This is a genomic window from Candidatus Amarolinea dominans (assembly GCA_016719785.1).
In the GTDB taxonomy this organism is placed as follows: domain Bacteria; phylum Chloroflexota; class Anaerolineae; order SSC4; family Amarolineaceae; genus Amarolinea; species Amarolinea dominans.
This window is the reverse complement of the sequence record JADJYJ010000034.1, coordinates 98,693-115,978: the sequence shown is the minus strand read 5'-3', so window position 1 is coordinate 115,978 and position 17,286 is coordinate 98,693. Positions and strand designations below refer to the sequence as shown.

Below are 17,286 nucleotides of genomic sequence, written 5' to 3'. Positions count from 1 at the left end.
AATCGGTTTTGACAGGGCGCCGCCGCGGGGGTACACTGGTACACTAGCAGCGCCGGCCGTCAGCGCCGCCGCGGGGGTACACTGGTACACCAGCAGCGACGGTCGTCAGCGCCGCCGCGTCACGCCAAGTGCGAAGGGAGCCACATTTCGATGACGAGTCTGTTTACGCGTGCAGTTCACGCCGGCGAGCGCCTGCCCGCGCCTGATTATACACCCACCACCACGCCGATTCACCCGGCTGTGACCTACCTGTACGACGCGATGGAGGACCTGGACGCCGTCCTCGGCCGCGCCAGGGATGGTTTTGTCTACCGCCGCTACGGCAACCCGACGACACACGCCTTCGAAGTGGCCCTGGCCGACCTGGAAAACGCCGACGTCGCGCTGACCTACGCGTCGGGCATGGCGGCCATGGTTGCGGCGTTGTTGGCCGCGGGGGTGCAAGCGGGCGCCCGCGTGGTGGCCGCACGCGACTGCTATGGCGCAACCTACACCCTGCTCGACCGCCTGCTCAAAGAGCAGGGGGTGACCACCCACTTTGTGGATGTCACCAACCTGGATGAAGTGGCCGCGGTGCTGCGCGCCACGGCGCCCACGGTGCTGGTGTGCGAAACGATTTCCAATCCGCTGCTCAAGGTGGCGAACGTGCCGGCCCTGGTGAATCTGGCCCATGCGGCCGGAGCGATGGTCATCGTAGACAGCACCTTCACCACGCCCTATTTGCTGCGCCCGCTGGAGCATGGGGCTGACTTTGTGGTCCATTCGGTCACCAAATACATCGGCGGGCATGACGATGTGCTGGGCGGTGCGGTCGTGACCGGGCGGGTGCATGAGGCGCGCCTGACCGACCAACTGAAGATGTTGGGCGCCAATTTTTCGCCCTTCGAGGCCTGGCTGGCCCTGCGCGGGCTGAAGACGCTGCCGCTGCGCATGCGCCAGCACTGCGCGTCTGCGCTGCAGGTAGCCGCCTGGTTGGGGGCGCATCCACGCGTGGCGCAGGTCAACTACCCCGGCCTGCCCGGCCATCCGCAGCACGCGGTGGCCGCACAGTTGTTGCAGGCGCCCGACGGCCAATCAGCCTACGGCGGCATGGTGAGCTTCGTCATACGCGACGCCGGGCAAGCGCAGGTGCGGCGCTTCCTCGAACGCGCGCGCCTGCTGCTGACTGGCACGTCGCTCGGTGATGTCTACAGCCTGCTGCTCTACCCGGTTATGGCGTCGCACCGCGCGTTGACGCCGGCGCAGCGCGCCCAGGTTGGCATTGGCGAGGGCCTGGTGCGCCTCTCCGTGGGCATCGAGGAGCCGGCCGACATCATCGCGGATCTTGCGCAGGCGCTTGAAGCGGATTGACATTTTGGTGCGTAGGATTTATAGTGTAGGCAAGAATCAACGCTCCTGGCAAGTAAGAGGGGACGTTCAAGGAGGGGCTATGAGTGACAGTATCCGCTATGGAATTCCGCTGGGCAACGTAGATACGGCCTGGCTACACATGGAGGACTCCACCAATCTGATGATGGTGTCGGGCCTTTTCATTTTCGACAAACCGGTTGATTTCACGCGTCTGCGCGATACCGTGCAATATCGCTGGGTAGAACGCTTCAGCCGTTTTCGGCACAAGGTGGTGAGGCAAGGCAACAAGGCCTATTGGATCACCGATCGCAATTTTGATCTCAACTCTCACATCCACCGGATTGCTCTGCCGCCTCCGGGGGACAAGACCGCGCTGCAAGATTTTATCAGCGACCTGATGAGTACGCCGCTCGATTTCTCCAAACCGTTGTGGCAGATGCACTACATCGAAAATTACGGCGAAGGCAGCGTCTTGCTCATGCGGCTGCACCACTGCATCGCCGATGGTATCGCGCTGATGCACGTCATGCTCTCCAGTACCGACACCGACCCCGATGCGCCCTACCCGACGCCCCCCGAACGCCAGGAACGCCACTCGCCTGGTTGGCTGGAGAGTACCCTGCGCAGCGCCTTGGGCATGGTTTCCACCGCACGCAAGGTGACTGATACGTTGATTCATGAAGGTTTGGAGACACTGACCAACCCCAGTCACGCCCTGGATTTGGCGTCCCAAGGCGCCAGTGCGGCCGCCGCCCTGGGCAAGATTCTGCTTCTCGGCCCTGATCCGCACACGGTCTACAAGGGTTCCCTGGGCGTGTCCAAGCGTGTCGCCTGGTCCCAAGCGATCCCACTAGCCAACGTTAAGCTCATTGGTAAGGCGCTGGGCGGCACGGTTAACGATGTGCTGCTGACGGCGATGACCGGCGCGCTGCGCCGATACATGGAATTTCGCGACGACCCAACCGACGGCATCAATATCCGCGCCATGGTGCCTGTCAACTTGCGGCCGCTCGAAGAGGCGTACAAGCTGGGCAATCGTTTTGGCCTCATCTACCTCTCCCTGCCCATCTACCTGGTTGACCCGAGGGAGCGCTTGCACGAGCTCAAGCAGCGCATGGACGACATCAAGAACACGCCGGAAGCGCTCGTCGCCTTTCAGATTCTCAATACCCTGGGCCTGATGCCCATTCAAGTAGCCGATCAGATGGTCAACATCTTCGGCATGAAGTCCTCGGCCGTGATGACCAACGTGCCTGGCCCGCGCCAGGCAGTCTACTTCGCCGGTCAGAAGATCGTCACAAACATGTTTTGGGTGCCGCAGTCGGGTCGCATGGGTCTGGGCGTCAGCATCTTCAGCTACAACGACACGGTGGTGCTCGGCATTGCGACCGACACCGGCTTGGTACCCGATCCAGAAAAGATCAACGAGTATTTCGAACAGGAGTTTGTGGATCTGTTAGCCTTCGCCCAGCAGACACAAACCCTGGCGCACCCTGCGCTGGCGGCTCCGACCGAACCGGCTGCGGCCACGCCCGCCCCGGACCAGGCCGCGGACAGCCCCACCGTCACACCCGCCCCGGTCAAACAGCCGCGCCGGCGCAGACAACCGGTCGAGACCATCGCTGTAGATGAGCCGGCTGCGACCGCAGGCGTGGAAGATCTCATGCAGGCTTTGGCGGTGCCAGAGGCTCCGGCCGTGCCGTTGCTCGTGCATGAGACTCTGATTGAGACGGCAGTCGCAGTCGTCGCGGAACCACCGGTGTTGTTCACGCCCACCGTGCCGATCAACGGCACGCACGCGGCGCAGATCGAGATGCCCGTGACCCTGGCAACACCGCAACCCTGTGTGGCCGTGACCAAATCGGGCCGTTCGTGCAAAAATGTCGCCCTGGCCGGTTCGGCTTACTGCCGCGTTCATCAGGTCTGACCGGGCACTCACTACCCGCACCTGCCCCGGCAGGACCATAGCTTGAGGCCGGCTGGCCATCGGTTTTTATTGACACCATTGACATCGGAAGCCACCGCCGGCTTCCGATGTTTTGTTTTTCTGCACAGAAAGGCGCTTGCTCATGAATACGCTTCCCATTGTCAAGATGACTCTCTACAAACATGGCGTCGGTTTTTATCAGCGCCGGGGCACAGTGGACACCGACACTTCATCCACTGCCTCCACTGCCTCCACTGCCTCCACTGCATCCATGGCTTCTTTGCAGTTCCGCAGGGACGAGATGAACGACATCCTCAAGAGCCTGACCGCGTTCACCGTGGGCGGCGGCCAGGTGCTCGGCATGGATTATGCCACGCCGGAGGATAAGGCCGCGCTCCTGGCCCGCTCGTCCATTCAACTCTCGGACGGCGCCAGCCTGCGCGATCTGCTGCGCGATGTGCGCGGCCGCGCGGTCGAAGTGATCACAGCCGGTGAAACCCTGGCCGGTATCGCGGTGGGCGTGGACCTACCCGGCAAGCGTGAGCCGCTGACCGCTACGCTCCTCTCGATTTTTGTTCCCGGTCAGGCCGCGGTGCGCACCCTTCCCGTCAGCGATATCCGCCAACTGAACCTGGTGGACGCACGCGCCGCCGGCGACCTGGCCTATTTTCTCGACACCAGCCTGATGGAGGACGAGAAGCGCTCGGTCACGGTGCGCCTGGCGCCTGGTCCCTCTGACCTGGTCGTCAGTTACATTGCGCCTAGCCCCATCTGGCGGGTCAGCTATCGCCTGGTAGCCGATGAGCAGGACGGCAAGCCGCTGAGTGTTTTGCAGGGGTGGGGGCTGTTCGACAACACCTTCGATGAAGATCTGGAAAATGTGCATCTGACCTTTGTGGCCGGGATGCCGGTCAGCTTTATTTACGATCTCTACACGCCCTTTACCCCGGAGCGGCCGGTGGTCAGGGAAGAGGCGCGCGCGGTGGCGCGGCCGGTGGAATTTGCTGAGGCGTTGTCATCTCCCCCGCCCGCGATGCGCGGTGTGCGTGCCCTGGGCCGCACGATGATGGCCGATGAGCGGCAAGCGCCGGCGCCTGCCGCCAAGATGAGCGCAGCCGATCTTTCTCAATCTACCGTGGTGGCGGCAACAGGCCAGGCGCAAGGCGAATTCTTCAGCTACGTGGTGGCCAACCCGGTGACGGTCAAGCGCGGGCGCTCGGCGATGGTGCCGATTCTGCAGGCGCAGCCGGCCCTACGCAAGGAGCGCATCTACAATGGTCGCAAGCACCCGCTGAACCCCGTCATTACCGCGCGTTTCAAGAATGAGACCGGCTTGACCCTGGAGCGCGGGCCGTTGACGGTGGTGGAGGCCGGCGAGTACGCGGGCGAGGCCATGCTTCCCTTCACCGCGCCCGGCGGCGAAATCTTCCTGGCTTACGCGGTTGACTTGGGCGTCAAGGTGACGGAGGAGACGACCAACGAGCAGTTGCTGGTTTCGGTCAACATCGCCAATGGGCTGCTTTCCTTGCAGGAATATCAGATCCAGCGCGTCACCTACCGCGTCGAGAACCGCAACGACCAGGCGGTCAACGTGACCCTGGAGCACCCGCGCCTGGCCAACTACACCCCGTTCGACACGCCTGACCCGGTCGAAACCACGGCCGATGCCTATCGTTACTTGGTGCAGGTCAAGGCGCACAGCGTGGCCGTGTTTACGGCCGCCCAGCGCCGCTTGGTGGCGCGGCGGGAAGAGGTTCGCAATCAACGCTTCGATACCCTGCAACGCTGGCTGCGCGACCATCTGCTCGATCAAGCCGCCTTCGATCGCATCAAGGCGATCCTGGCGCTGCACGATCGCCTGGCTGAGCACGAAACGAGCGTGCGCAAGAACGAGACGAACCGTCAGGCCATCTTCAATCAGCAGAAGGTGGTGCAGGGTAACCTGGGGGCGCTCAAAGAGCAGGGCGAGGAAGGCCAACTGCGCGGTCGCTACGTGCGTACGCTGAACCAACTGGAGGATCAGTTGGCGCAGCTCAAGACCAGCGACGACGAACTGGCCGCGGCCATCGCGCGCACCAAGGCGGAGATTGACAAAGCGCTGGCGGGATGATTGCCTGCGTTGTGGGTTGCATGGGACGATCTTGATGTGCTATACTCTGAGCGCGGAAGGAGGTGGCTGTGACAGGAGCAACGAAAGAGCTACAGGCCGATTACGATACCCCCTGGAAAGACGTGCTGGAGACCTACTTCGAGCAGTTCACGAACTTCTTCTTTCCTGCGGTCTGGGCAGGCATTGACTGGGATAAGGGGTACGAATTCCTGGACAAGGAACTGCAGAAGGTGGTGCGTGACGCGGTGTTGGGGCGGCGTATCGGCGATAAGCTGGTACGAGTTTGGCAGGCGGACGGGCAGGAAGCGTGGGTATTGATCCACATCGAAGTGCAGGGACAATACGAACCTGCGTTTGCGGAGCGGATTTACGTGTACAACTATCGCCTGTTCGACCGTTACCAACGGCGAGTGGCGAGCCTGGTGGTACTGGCGGACCGCAGCGCAACCTGGCGCCCCAATGAATATGGATACGACCTATGGGGCAGCAGAGTATCGTTTCATTTTCCGGCAGTGAAGTTGCTGGATTACGCCGCCCACTGGGGCGACCTGACCGCAAGCAAGAACCCTTTTGCCACCGTGGTGATGGCGCACTTGAAGGCGCAAGAGACAAGAGACGATGTTCAACAACGCAAGATGTGGAAGCTGGCACTGATTCATCAACTCCATGAGCGAGGGGTCGAACGGCAGGAAATCCTGAACCTGTTTCGCTTTATTGACTGGGTTCTTGCATTACCAGATGCTGTCGAGGCCGATGTGTGGCAGGAGATTGCAGCCTATGAGGAGGAACGACACATGACTTATATCACAAGCGTTGAGCGCATCGGAATGCGTAGGGGATTGGAGCAAGGATTGCACGAGGGATTTGAGCAGGGCATGCAGCAGGGCATGCAGCAGGGCATGCAGCAGGGCATGCAGCAGGGCATCCAGCAGGGCATGCAGCAGGGGGAGGCGACAGGGTTACGCCAAGGGCTGCTGGCCGGTATTGAACTGGGACTGGAACTGAAGTATGGTAGCGAGGGCATCGCTTTGCTGCCGGACATCTACCGAATCGAGGATGTTGGCATCTTGCGCGCGCTGCACGAGGGACTCAAGGTCGCGCCAACGCTCAGCGAATGGCAGCGTGTTTATCGCGCCAGCACATTGGCGCTGCCAGCCCGGGGTAAAAAGCAGACATAGTGCCCTTTCGGCAGGGAATTCACCGGCTGCGCGGACTAGCGGTTGTGGAGGTGGACATCGAGAGTGGCGGTGCAGGAGATCAGTTCGAACGATTGCAGCAGCGGGCAGCGCGTCCGTCAGGAACCCGACCGTGAGCACAACCTGGCGACCCACCTGCGCCATTGGGCACAACAGCAACCACAGAAGCCAGCGGTCATCTTCGTGGCGCGGCGTCAGGTTGATGGTCGCCCTGTCTACGCCACGCGCACCTACGCCGACCTGGAAGCGCTGACCGACGCTTATGCCCACGGGTTGGCCGCGGCTGGCGTGCAACAGGGCGTTCGCACCCTGCTGTTTGTGCGCCCGGGCCTCGATTTGCTCCTGATTGCCCTGGCCTTGCTCAAGATCGGGGCCTTGCCGATTTTCATTGATCCCACGGTTGGTTTTCGCCGCCTGCTCACTTGCGTGGCCGAGGCGCAGCCACAGGCCGTCATCGGCATCCCCCTGGTGCATGCAACGCGCCTGGCCGCGCCGCGGGCGTTCCGCTCTGTCCGCACCTGGATCACCGTCGCGCGCCGCTGGCCTGGGCGCTTTGGTCTGCCGCAGATGAATCGGCCACAACCGCAGCCATTTCCTCTGGCCTCTGTCGCCCCGCACGACCCCGTGGCGGTGACATACACCACCGGCAGCACCGGCCTGCCCAAGGGCGCCATTTACACAACCAGCATGTTCGCCGCTCTGCTGGCACAATTGGGCGATCTGTTCGGCGCGCGGGCCGACGACATTGACCTCGCCGCTTTTCCGCTCTTTGCCCTGTTCGATATCCTGCTCGGCCTCACCGCCGCCCTGCCCGACCTGGATGTCACGCGGCCGGCGCAGGTCAACCCGGCGCGCCTCGTGCAGATGATTCACGACCAGCGGGTCACGCTGGCCTTCGGCTCCCCCGCGCTCTGGGAACCGGTGACGCGCTACTGCCAGGCGCAGCAGATCACCCTGCCCACGCTGCGTCGCGTCCTGATGGCCGGCGCCCCGGTCCGTGCCTCGCTGCTGGCACGTTTCCGCGGCCTGCTGGCGCCGGGCGGCGACACCTGCACTCCCTACGGCGCCACCGAAGCTCTGACGATGACCGCGCCGTTGGGCGCGGAAATTCTGGCGGCCCGCGCCGCTCGCCCTGAGCCGATCCACGGTACCTGTGTGGGGCGACCGGCGCCGGGCATCGAATTGGCGATCATCCGCATCACCGACGCGCCGCTGGCGGCCTGGGATCAGGCGCTGCGGCTGCCGCCCGGACAGGCGGGGGAAATCGTTGTACGCGGTCCCGCCGTCTCTGTGGCCTATTTTCAGCGCCCGCAGGCCGACCGCCTGGCGAAAATTCCAGCTGCTGAGGGCACGTGGCACCGCACCGGCGATGTCGGTTATCTTGATGAGCAGGGGCGGGTGTGGTTTTGTGGCCGCAAGGCCGATCGGCTGGAGTGGCCCGCTGGCTCGCCGCTGTTCAGCGACCCCGTCGAAAACGTGTTCAATCAGCATCCACGGGTTTATCGTTCGGCGCTGGTGCCCGGTCCGTCGGACAGAGACGCTCCCGCAGGCGGACCGCAGCCCGTCATTTTGATCGAGCCGCTGCCAGGGCATTTCCCACGCACGGTCCAGGCCCGTGCTCAGTTTGTCGCGGAACTCCGTACACTTGGGGTCCGGTTTGTTCTGACATCTCGATTGACCAGCTTCGCTTTCCACCCTGGCTTTCCAGTTGACCGCCGCCACAATGCCAAGATTTTCCGCGACCGCCTGGCGCAGTGGGTGGCGCGGCGCCCGTTTGCCATCACTCGTTCATGAGGTGGCCGTAGGAACCAAACCCAAGCGTGGCACGTTTTGTTTGACGATGAGACCACCCCACGTCTGGTTTGGGATTCAGGGATTTTTTGCTGATGACACAACGTTTGCGACTTGCCTTCAAATTGATGATCTTCTTTTTGCTCACGGCGCTGCTGACGGCCGGGGTGATCTACGCCATCTTTCTGGCCGATCTACCTGGGCCAGGAGCGGTGGCGCAGCGCGTGCAGCGGCCATCCACGCTGATCCTGGACCGCCACGGCCGCCTGCTGTACGAGGTGATTGACCCCAACGGCAGCAAGCAGGCGTCGGTGCCCCTGGCTGACATGCCGCTGGCCTGTCGCCAGGCCGCCGTGGCCACTGAGGACAAGCACTTCTACCAGCATCCAGGCGTTGATCTCAGCGCCATCGCCCGTGCGCTGTGGCAAAATACCCAGGCCGGTGAAACGGTCAGCGGCGCCTCGACCATCACGCAGCAGGTGGCCCGCAATTTGCTGATGAGCGCAGAGGAGCGCTACGAGCTTTCCCTGCGTCGCAAGCTGCGTGAAGCCTGGCTGGCCTGGCGTCTGGAGCAAGCCTACAGCAAGGATCAACTGTTGGCGCTCTACCTCAATCAAGTTTACTTTGGCAACTTTGCCGTCGGATTGGAGGCGGCCAGTCAGGCCTACTTGGGCGCGTCGGCCCGTGAGTTGGACACTGCCCAGTGCGCCCTGCTCATCGGCCTGCTGCAGTCACCCGCGCGCTACAATCCGTTGCTGGATGCTGGCGCCGCGCGCAAGCGCCAGGCCACGGTGCTCAGCCTGATGGTGGAACAGGGCTATCTGTCAGCCGCACAGGCTGACTTAGTCCGGCAAGAGCCGCTGCAATTCAACACCAACACGTTTCCCATCCGCGCACCCCATTTTGTGATGTACGTCAGCAGCCTGCTCGAACAGCAACTCGGCGTGGACGCGCTGCGCCAGGGCGGCCTGCGCGTCACCACCACTCTCGATCTTGACTGGCAGCAGGAGGGGCAGGCCATCGTGCAGCGCCGCCTGCGCCAACTCAAGGAGGATCGCCGGGCGCCGCTCAGCCGCCGCGTGGACAACGCCGCATTGGTGGCGCTCGATCCGCAGACTGGCGAGATTTTGGCCCTGGTCGGCAGCCCCGACTACTTCGATGATCGTATCCAGGGCAATGTCAACGCGGCCTTGAGCCTGCGCCAGCCCGGTTCCGCGATCAAGCCGTTGACTTACGCGGCCGCGTTCGACCCGGCTCGTGCGCAGGCGGCCGGCCGCGCGCCGCTCAATCCAGCCACGCTGGTGGCTGACGTGCGCACCGTTTTTCCCACGCGTGAGGGCGAGCCGTATGTTCCATTGAACTACGATCTCGATTTCCACGGCCCGGTGCTGCTGCGCGATGCCCTCGGCAATTCGTTCAACATCCCCGCGGTCAAGGTTCTGCAATTCATCGGCGTGCCGGCGTTGGTGGATCAGGCGCAGCGCCTGGGCATCTCCTCGTTCGTGCAGACGGATGCCCTGGGCCTGGCCCTGACCCTGGGCGGAGGCGAAGTGCGCCTGCTCGAGTTGACCGCCGCGTACGGCGCTTTTGCCAGCGGCGGCCGCCGGGTGTCGCCGGTTGCCATTCTGAAGATCGAGAACCGCGACGGTCAGGCCCTGCCGGGCATGGGGCCAACCGGGCCAGGCGCGCAAGTGCTCAGTCCACAGGTGGCCTACCTGATCACCGACATTCTGAGCGATAACGAGGCGCGCGTACGCACCTTTGGCCGCAACAGCCTGCTGCGCCTTTCGGGCAACCGGCCGGCCGCAGTCAAAACGGGGACCACCACTGATTGGAAGGATAACTGGACGGTGGGATATACTCCAGATTTGGTGGTTGGTGTGTGGGTGGGCAACGCGGACAACGCCTCGATGATCGGCGTCAGCGGGGTCACCGGCGCGGCGCCCATCTGGCACGATTTTATGGAGACGGTGCTGCACAACACCCCGGCTCAAGATTTCGAGCGCCCCCCAGGCCTGGTGGAGATGGAGATTTGCAGCGATTCGGGCCTGCTGCCCACCGACCTGTGCCCCTATCGGCGCCAGGAGATTTTCATCGCCTGTCCCGGCCAGGCGTGCGCGCCCACGCAGGCCGACACCATGCACCAACGCATCAGCCTGGACGGCCGCACTATGCAGCGGGCCACGCCCGAGACACCTCCCGCGTATCGCCTGGACAAGGTCTTCTGGGCGTTGCCACCGGAGTTGCAGGAATGGGCGCGAGCGCACGACATCGCCCAGCCGCCGCCGCTGGCAGAGATCGTCCTACCAGCGCAGACTGCGGCCTTACCTGCGGGAGGTCGCATGGCCCCTGGTCGCGACGCCACCCTGGCAAGCGGCGTGAGCTTGACCCTGACCAGCCCGGACCCCGCACGCGTCTATCGCCTGAGCCGCGCCGCGCCCGCGGACACACAGCAGATCGAGATTGCCGCGCAGAGCGCCCTGCCGCTGCGTGAGCTGACCTTGACCGTGAACGGTCGCCCCCTGTGGCAGCAGCAAGCCACCTACGCCAGCGCCTGGTGGCAATTGCAGGCGGGCGAGTACACGTTCCAAGCCATTGGGATCACAACCGCTGGCGAAACGATTCAGAGTGCGCCGATCACGATCACGGTGATTGGCTGATCTATCGAGAAACCCGGTTTCTGAACGGGTTCTGAGCCGAGGAGAAGGAAGTCATGAGATTCAAGCAAACGCCAAAATCGCAACTCGTCAATCTTGTTTTTCTGGTCTTATTGGTCGTGGGGCCGCTGCTCAGCGCCTGTGCGCAGCCGACGGCGACCCTACCGGCGCCGCGCGACGCGACGCCGCAACCGATCAGCAGCCCCATTCCATTGAAGCTCACGCCGCCGGTCGTCACACCGGAAGCAACGGCTGTGCCCCTGCCGCCCACTGTGGTGGCGGTGCAGCCGGAACGCGGCGAAGAACAGCCACTCGATGCCTCGGTGCGCATCACATTCGACCAGGCTATGGATCCGACGGCCACGCAGACCTCCTTCCAAATCATGCCGGAAGCGCCTGGTTCCACCGAGGTGATGGGTAACACCCTGGTCTGGACGCCGGGCAAATCGTTGGCGCGTGCCACGCGCTACGACATCACCGTGGCGGGCGCCAAGAGCAGCGCCGGCCTGGCCATGAATCAGCCGGTGCAGTTTCGCTTTGTCACCGTGGGCTACCTGGAAGTGACGAGTACCAATCCGGCCAACGGTGCGCAGGACATTGCCACCGACACCGGCATCACGCTGGTCTTCAACCGGCCCGTTGTGTCGCTGACCAGCGTGGATCAGCAGAAGGACCTGCCGCAGCCGTTGACGTTTACACCGGCGATCAAGGGCAGCGGACGCTGGATCAACACCAGCGTCTACAGCTTCAAGTCAGACCTGCCTCTGCTGGCGGCTACGACCTACTCGGTCAGCGTGACCAGCGCGTTGACCGACACCACGGGCGGCGTCCTGGCCGAGCCATTTGCCTGGAGCTTCACCACGACCAACCCGATGGTGCAGCAGGTGACGCCGGAGGCAAACGCCAGCGCCATTCTACCGTCGCAGACCTTCTCCATCACCTTCAGCCAGCCGATGGATCAGGCCAGCACGCAGACGGCCTTCAGCCTGGTGAGCAAGCAGGGCGCGGCGACCGGCAAGTTCACCTGGACCGAAAACAGCCGCGAGTTGAACTTCAAGCCAGACTCCGCGTTGACCTTTGGCGCTGTCTACACCCTGACGGTCACGACCGATGCGCAGGCCTTTGGCGGCATTGGCGCTCTGCGGTCGCCGGTCATCGCGTCGTACCGGGTCATCGCCTTGCCTGCGATCCTGAAGACCGAACCGCAGAATGGCGAGACCAACCTGAACCCGGTGGGCGCGGTGCAAATTTACTTCACCGGCGCCATCAGCGAGGCAACGGTTGCCAACGCGGTGACGATTACGCCCATTCTCACCACCACGCAGGTCGTCACCTACTTCAATTCCTATGAGAATCGTCTGTTTGTCACCTGGCCCTGGGAAGCTCGAACCGCCTACACCGTGACCCTCAAGGGCACCGTGGGCGACAACTACGGCCACACGCTCGGCAGTAACCTGGTGTTGACCTTCACGACCGGCGATTTCAACCCGTTTGTGCAGTTAAACGTGGCCGGGCCGGTCGGCACCTACAACGCCTACACCCGCACCGTCGCCAGCATCCTGCACCGCAACATTAGCAACGTTGACTTCGCCTTGTACAAGCTGAGCGAGACCCAATTCCTGCGCCTGACCGGTGAAAACAGTTGGGAGACGCAACGCACGGCGCGCCAGGACAAAAAGGATCTGCTGCGCCAGTGGCGCGTGCAGCCACCATCCGAGCGCAATCGTTCGCAGGTGTGGTTCGAGCCGCTGGTGTTGGACGGCAACCAGCCCCTGGCGCCAGGCCTCTACTACCTGGTCGTGACCTCGCCGGAGGCGCCGGTCAAGCCACCGGCAGACGGGCAAAGCCCGGAAGCGCCCGGCCAGATCATCGCGGTTTCGCGCTACAACGTTTTCATCAAGTCATCGCCGCGTGACAGCCTGGTCTGGGTCACTGATCTGAAGACGGGACAACCCGTGGGCGAGGCGCCGGTGCGTCTGCTTGATGAGAAGGGTTTGAGCAAATCCGGGGTCACTAATGCCGATGGTGTCTATACGGCTACCCTGGAGACACGCGATGTTTACCGCCCGCTGCTGGCGCTTGTGGGCCAACCGGGTCAGGACAACTTCGGCGTAGCCAATACGCGCTGGACCGACGGCATTGATCTGTGGAACTTTGGCCTGAATGGCCTCTATGGCGAAACCTACGTCGCGCCGTACACCGCCTATCTCTACACCGACCGCCCCATCTATCGTCCGGGGCAGACGGTTTACTTCAAGGGCATCATTCGCCTGGACAACGACGCCCGCTATCGTCTGCCGGACCTCAAGCAGGTTCCGATCGTCATCACCGATCAGAATGGCAACGAGGTCTTTCGCCGCACCCTGGCGCTGAATCCACTGGGCACCTTCGATGGCGAACTGAAGCTGGCCGATGAGGCTGGCCTGGGCTATTACAGCGTGAATGCCCAGCTCAGCCCTGATTTTGGCAGCAGCACGGCGTTCCAGGTGGCGGAGTATCGCAAGCCAGAGTACGAGATGAGCGTCAGCGCCGGCCAGCCGGAGTATCGCCAGGGCGACACCATCACCGTGACAGCCCAGGCCAACTACTTCTTTGGCGGCACGGTCAAGGATGCCAGCGTGCGCTGGACGCTCTTCAGCACCGATGCCTACTTTGATTACAAGGGCGAAGGCAACTACAGTTTCAGCGACATCACCACGTGGGAGCGATTGCAAACCAGCGGGCCTTACGGTGAGCGCATCGCGGAGGGGACCGGCAAGACAGACGCGCAGGGGCGCTTCGTGATCAGCGTGCCGGCGCAAAACCCCAAGGCGAAACAGAGTCAACGCTTCACCTTCGAGATCGCCCTGATGGATTTGAATAACCAGGAGGTCTCCGGTTCCACCAGCGTGGTCGTGCATCTGGCCGACTTCTATATCGGTGTGATGCCTGCGGACTATGTAGGCCTGGCCGGCAAGGCGATGGATGTCAATCTGATCACGGTTGACCCCGACAGTCAGCCGGTGCCCAGCGTGCCATTGACGGTCACCGTGGCCAAGGCGGAGTGGTTCAGCGTACAGGAGCGCGATGACAGCGGACGCTTCTTCTGGACCAGCAAGGTCAAAGAGACACCGGCCTTCACGGCGACGGTCACGACCGGCCCCGACGGCAAGGCGATAGCCTCGTGGAAGCCGGCCCAAGGCGGGCAGTACCTGGTGCGCGCGGCGGCTGTGGATGCCCGTGGCCGGCCGGTGCGCAGCGCGGCGTTCCTGTGGGTCAGCGGCAGTCCCAACGAGTATGTGAGCTGGCGGCGTGAGAATAACGACCGCCTGGAGTTGATCCTGGACAAGCAGAGCTATCAGCCGGGCGATGTCGCACGCGTGCTTGTGCCGTCGCCGTTCGAGGGTGAAGCCCTGGCGCTGCTCACGGTGGAGCGCGGCCGCACCTACACCCATCAACTGCTCACGCTCACCTCCAACAGCACAACGGTCGAAGTGCCGATTGAACCGATCTTCGCGCCCAACGTGTTCATCTCGGTGATGCTGGTCAAGGGGCAGGACGCGTCCGACGCGTCCAATGAACTGGCGCAGTTCCGCCTGGGCTATTCCCCGCTCGTGCCGGTCTCCACGGGCCAGCAGCAGATCAAACTGAGCATCATCCCCAGCGCGACCAACCTCGGTCCGCGCGACACGGTCAGTTTCACCGTGCAGGCGCTCGACTACCTGAGCAAGCCGGTGCAGGCCGAGGTGTCCCTGGCCCTGGTGGACAAGGCGGTGCTGGCTCTGGCCGATCCGATGGCGCCGCCCCTGCTCGAAGCCTTCTATCGCCAGCGCGGGCTGGGTGTGCTGACCGCGGCCACCCTGGTGCTGAACATTGATCGCATCAACCAACAGCAAGCCCGCGGCACCAAGGGCGGCGGTGGCGGCGGCGGCGATGGTGGATTGATGCTTGTGCGCTCGGAATTCCCGGATATCGCGCTCTGGCGCGCGGATGTGATGACCGGCGCGGATGGCACGGCCACCGTCAGTGTGCGCCTGCCAGATAATCTGACGACCTGGCGCATGGTGGCTAAGGCGGTTTCGGCTGACACGGCCGTGGGCGAGGGCCTGGCCGATGTGCGGGTTTCGCGGCCGCTGCTGGTGCGGCCGGTGCTGCCGCGCTTCTTCGTGGCCGGCGACCAGGCCGAGATTGCGGTGATTGTCACCAACAACACCGATGAAGCACAGAAGACCGATGTCAGCCTGTCGGCGCAGGGGCTGGAACTGGGCGCCGCGCCGCAGCAAACGGTGGACGTACCCGCACAGGGCGTGATCAAGTTGCGCTGGCCTGTGACCGTGCAGCCGGGCGATGAGGTTACGATCAAATTCACGGCCCTGGCCGCCACGCTGAACGACGCAGTGCAGATCAAGCTGCCGGTCTACCGCTACACCACGTCGGAGGTGGTCGGGACCTCGGGTCAAGTTGACCAGGGCGTCGGCCGCCTGGAATCCATCATGCTGCCGCCCAACGCGATCAAGGACCAGGGCGAGCTGTTGCTCAAGCTGGAGCCATCGCTGGCGGCTGGCATGCAGAGCGGCCTGAACTTCCTGGAGCACTATCAGTATGAGTGTACCGAGCAGACCCTGAGCCGCTTCCTGCCGAATGTCATGACCTACCGCGCGCTCAAGCAGTTGGGTATTGACCGGCCCGAACTGGCTAAGGCGCTGCCATCGCAGGTGGCGGTTGGCCTGCAACGCCTCTACAACCGTCAGAACGTGGATGGCGGCTGGGGCTGGTGGACGGCCGAGGAGAGCAACCCGTTTGTGAGCGGTTATGTGGTCTTTGGCCTGGTGCAGGCGCGTCAGGCCGGCATCGCCGTGGATAGCACTGTGCTGGAGCGCGGCCTGCGCTTTGTGGAGCGTCAGCTCAAGGCGCCCAAGGACCTGGCCGGCTATGAGACCAATCAGCAGGCCTTCCTGCTCTACGTCTTGGCCGAGGGCGGTCGCGGCTCGGTGGGGCGCACGGTCGCGCTGTTCGAGGCGCGTGAGCGCCTGGCAAACTACGGCAAGGCCTACCTGGCCCTGGCCTTGAGTGCGTTGGATACGGCGCAAAGCGCGGGCACGCCGCCCACGCCGGCCCCGCTTTTCACCACCACCGTCACTGTGACGGTGCCGACGGTGCAGCCGACCCCCGCTGGGCAAAATCCCGATGCGCCCGCGAATACGCCCGCGCCCACGGCGCTGCCGGAGCCGACGGCTGCCGTCACCAGCAGTCTGCGTGCGCTGGCCGCCACCCTGCTGGACGATCTGCGCGGGGCCGCCATCGAGAGCGCCACCGGCGCCCATTGGCAGGAAACGAACGTGGACTACTGGACGATGAACACCGACATCCGCAGTACGGCGATCATCCTGTCAACGTTTGCCCGGCTGCGGCCCGAAGATGCCATTGGCCCCAACGCGGTGCGCTGGCTGATGACGGTGCGCAAGGCTGGCGCCTGGGAAACGACCCAGGAGACCGTCTGGTCCATTCTGGCCCTGACCGATTGGATGGTGGCAAGCGGTGAGTTGAAGGGTAACTACTCGTACCGGGTGGCCTTCAACGGAGAGTCGCTGGCCGAGGGCGCGGTCAGCCCGCAAACGGTAGATCAAGCGGTAACACTGCGCCGGGATGTCACTGAGATGTTCAATGACCGGGCCAACGCGCTGACCTTCGAGCGCTACACCAGTGGGGAGCAGACGGGCGAAGGGCGCTTGTATTACTCGGCGCATCTGCGCTACTTCCTGCCGGTGGAGCAGATTCAGGCGCGCGACCGTGGCATCTCCATCCATCGCGAGTATCGCCTGGAAAACTGCGGGCAGAAGGACGCTGAAACCTGCCCGCTCATCTCCGCCGCCAACGTCGGGGATGTGATCGCCGTCAAGCTGACGCTGGTGGTGCCGAACGATCTGCACTACGTGGTCATCGAGAACCCGCTGCCGGCCGGTGCGGAGGCGGTTGACACCAGCCTGAAGACGACGCGGCCGAGTGCGCAGGGGCCGGAGTTGCAGCCAGAGGAAAGCAGCGACGGCTGGTACTTCTGGTTGCCCAGCCACAGTGAGCTGCGCGATGAGAAAGTGGCGCTCTTTGCCACCTATCTGCCGCGCGGCACCTACACCTATCGTTACCAGATGCGAGCCAGCCTGCCGGGTCGTTTCCTGACGCTGCCGGCCACCGGCTATGAAATGTACTTCCCAGATGTGTGGGGACGCAGCGATGGGAGCGTGTTCGAGGTGAAGCAGCAGTAGGCGGGGCGTGAAT

The 17,286-nt window shown here is 63.6% G+C and carries 7 protein-coding genes; all 7 read left to right on the top strand.

Translation table 11 applies throughout. The features are described from left to right. Positions 1-150 precede the first annotated feature (150 nt). Positions 151-1,350: a PLP-dependent transferase gene (locus tag IPM84_26520; GenBank protein ID MBK9096246.1), complete on the top strand. Its 1,200-nt coding sequence runs from the start codon at positions 151-153 to the stop codon at positions 1,348-1,350. A gap of 79 nt (positions 1,351-1,429) precedes the next feature. Beyond that, on the top strand, positions 1,430-3,277 hold the full coding sequence (locus IPM84_26515; protein MBK9096245.1) for a wax ester/triacylglycerol synthase family O-acyltransferase: 1,848 nt from the start codon (positions 1,430-1,432) through the stop codon (positions 3,275-3,277). A 142-nt stretch (positions 3,278-3,419) separates the two neighbouring features. Continuing rightward, positions 3,420-5,387: a hypothetical protein gene (locus IPM84_26510; protein ID MBK9096244.1), complete on the top strand. Its 1,968-nt coding sequence runs from the start codon at positions 3,420-3,422 to the stop codon at positions 5,385-5,387. A 68-nt stretch (positions 5,388-5,455) separates the two neighbouring features. Then, entirely contained in the window at positions 5,456-6,565 is a 1,110-nt protein-coding gene (locus IPM84_26505; GenBank protein ID MBK9096243.1) for a cytosolic protein, read from the top strand. 69 nt (positions 6,566-6,634) lie between these two features. Then, positions 6,635-8,377, top strand: coding sequence for an AMP-binding protein (locus IPM84_26500; GenBank protein MBK9096242.1), 1,743 nt, complete (start codon positions 6,635-6,637; stop codon positions 8,375-8,377). A gap of 92 nt (positions 8,378-8,469) precedes the next feature. After that, positions 8,470-11,034: a transglycosylase domain-containing protein gene (locus tag IPM84_26495; GenBank protein MBK9096241.1), complete on the top strand. Its 2,565-nt coding sequence runs from the start codon at positions 8,470-8,472 to the stop codon at positions 11,032-11,034. A gap of 53 nt (positions 11,035-11,087) precedes the next feature. After that, entirely contained in the window at positions 11,088-17,273 is a 6,186-nt protein-coding gene (locus IPM84_26490) for an Ig-like domain-containing protein (GenBank protein ID MBK9096240.1), read from the top strand. Positions 17,274-17,286 lie beyond the last annotated feature (13 nt).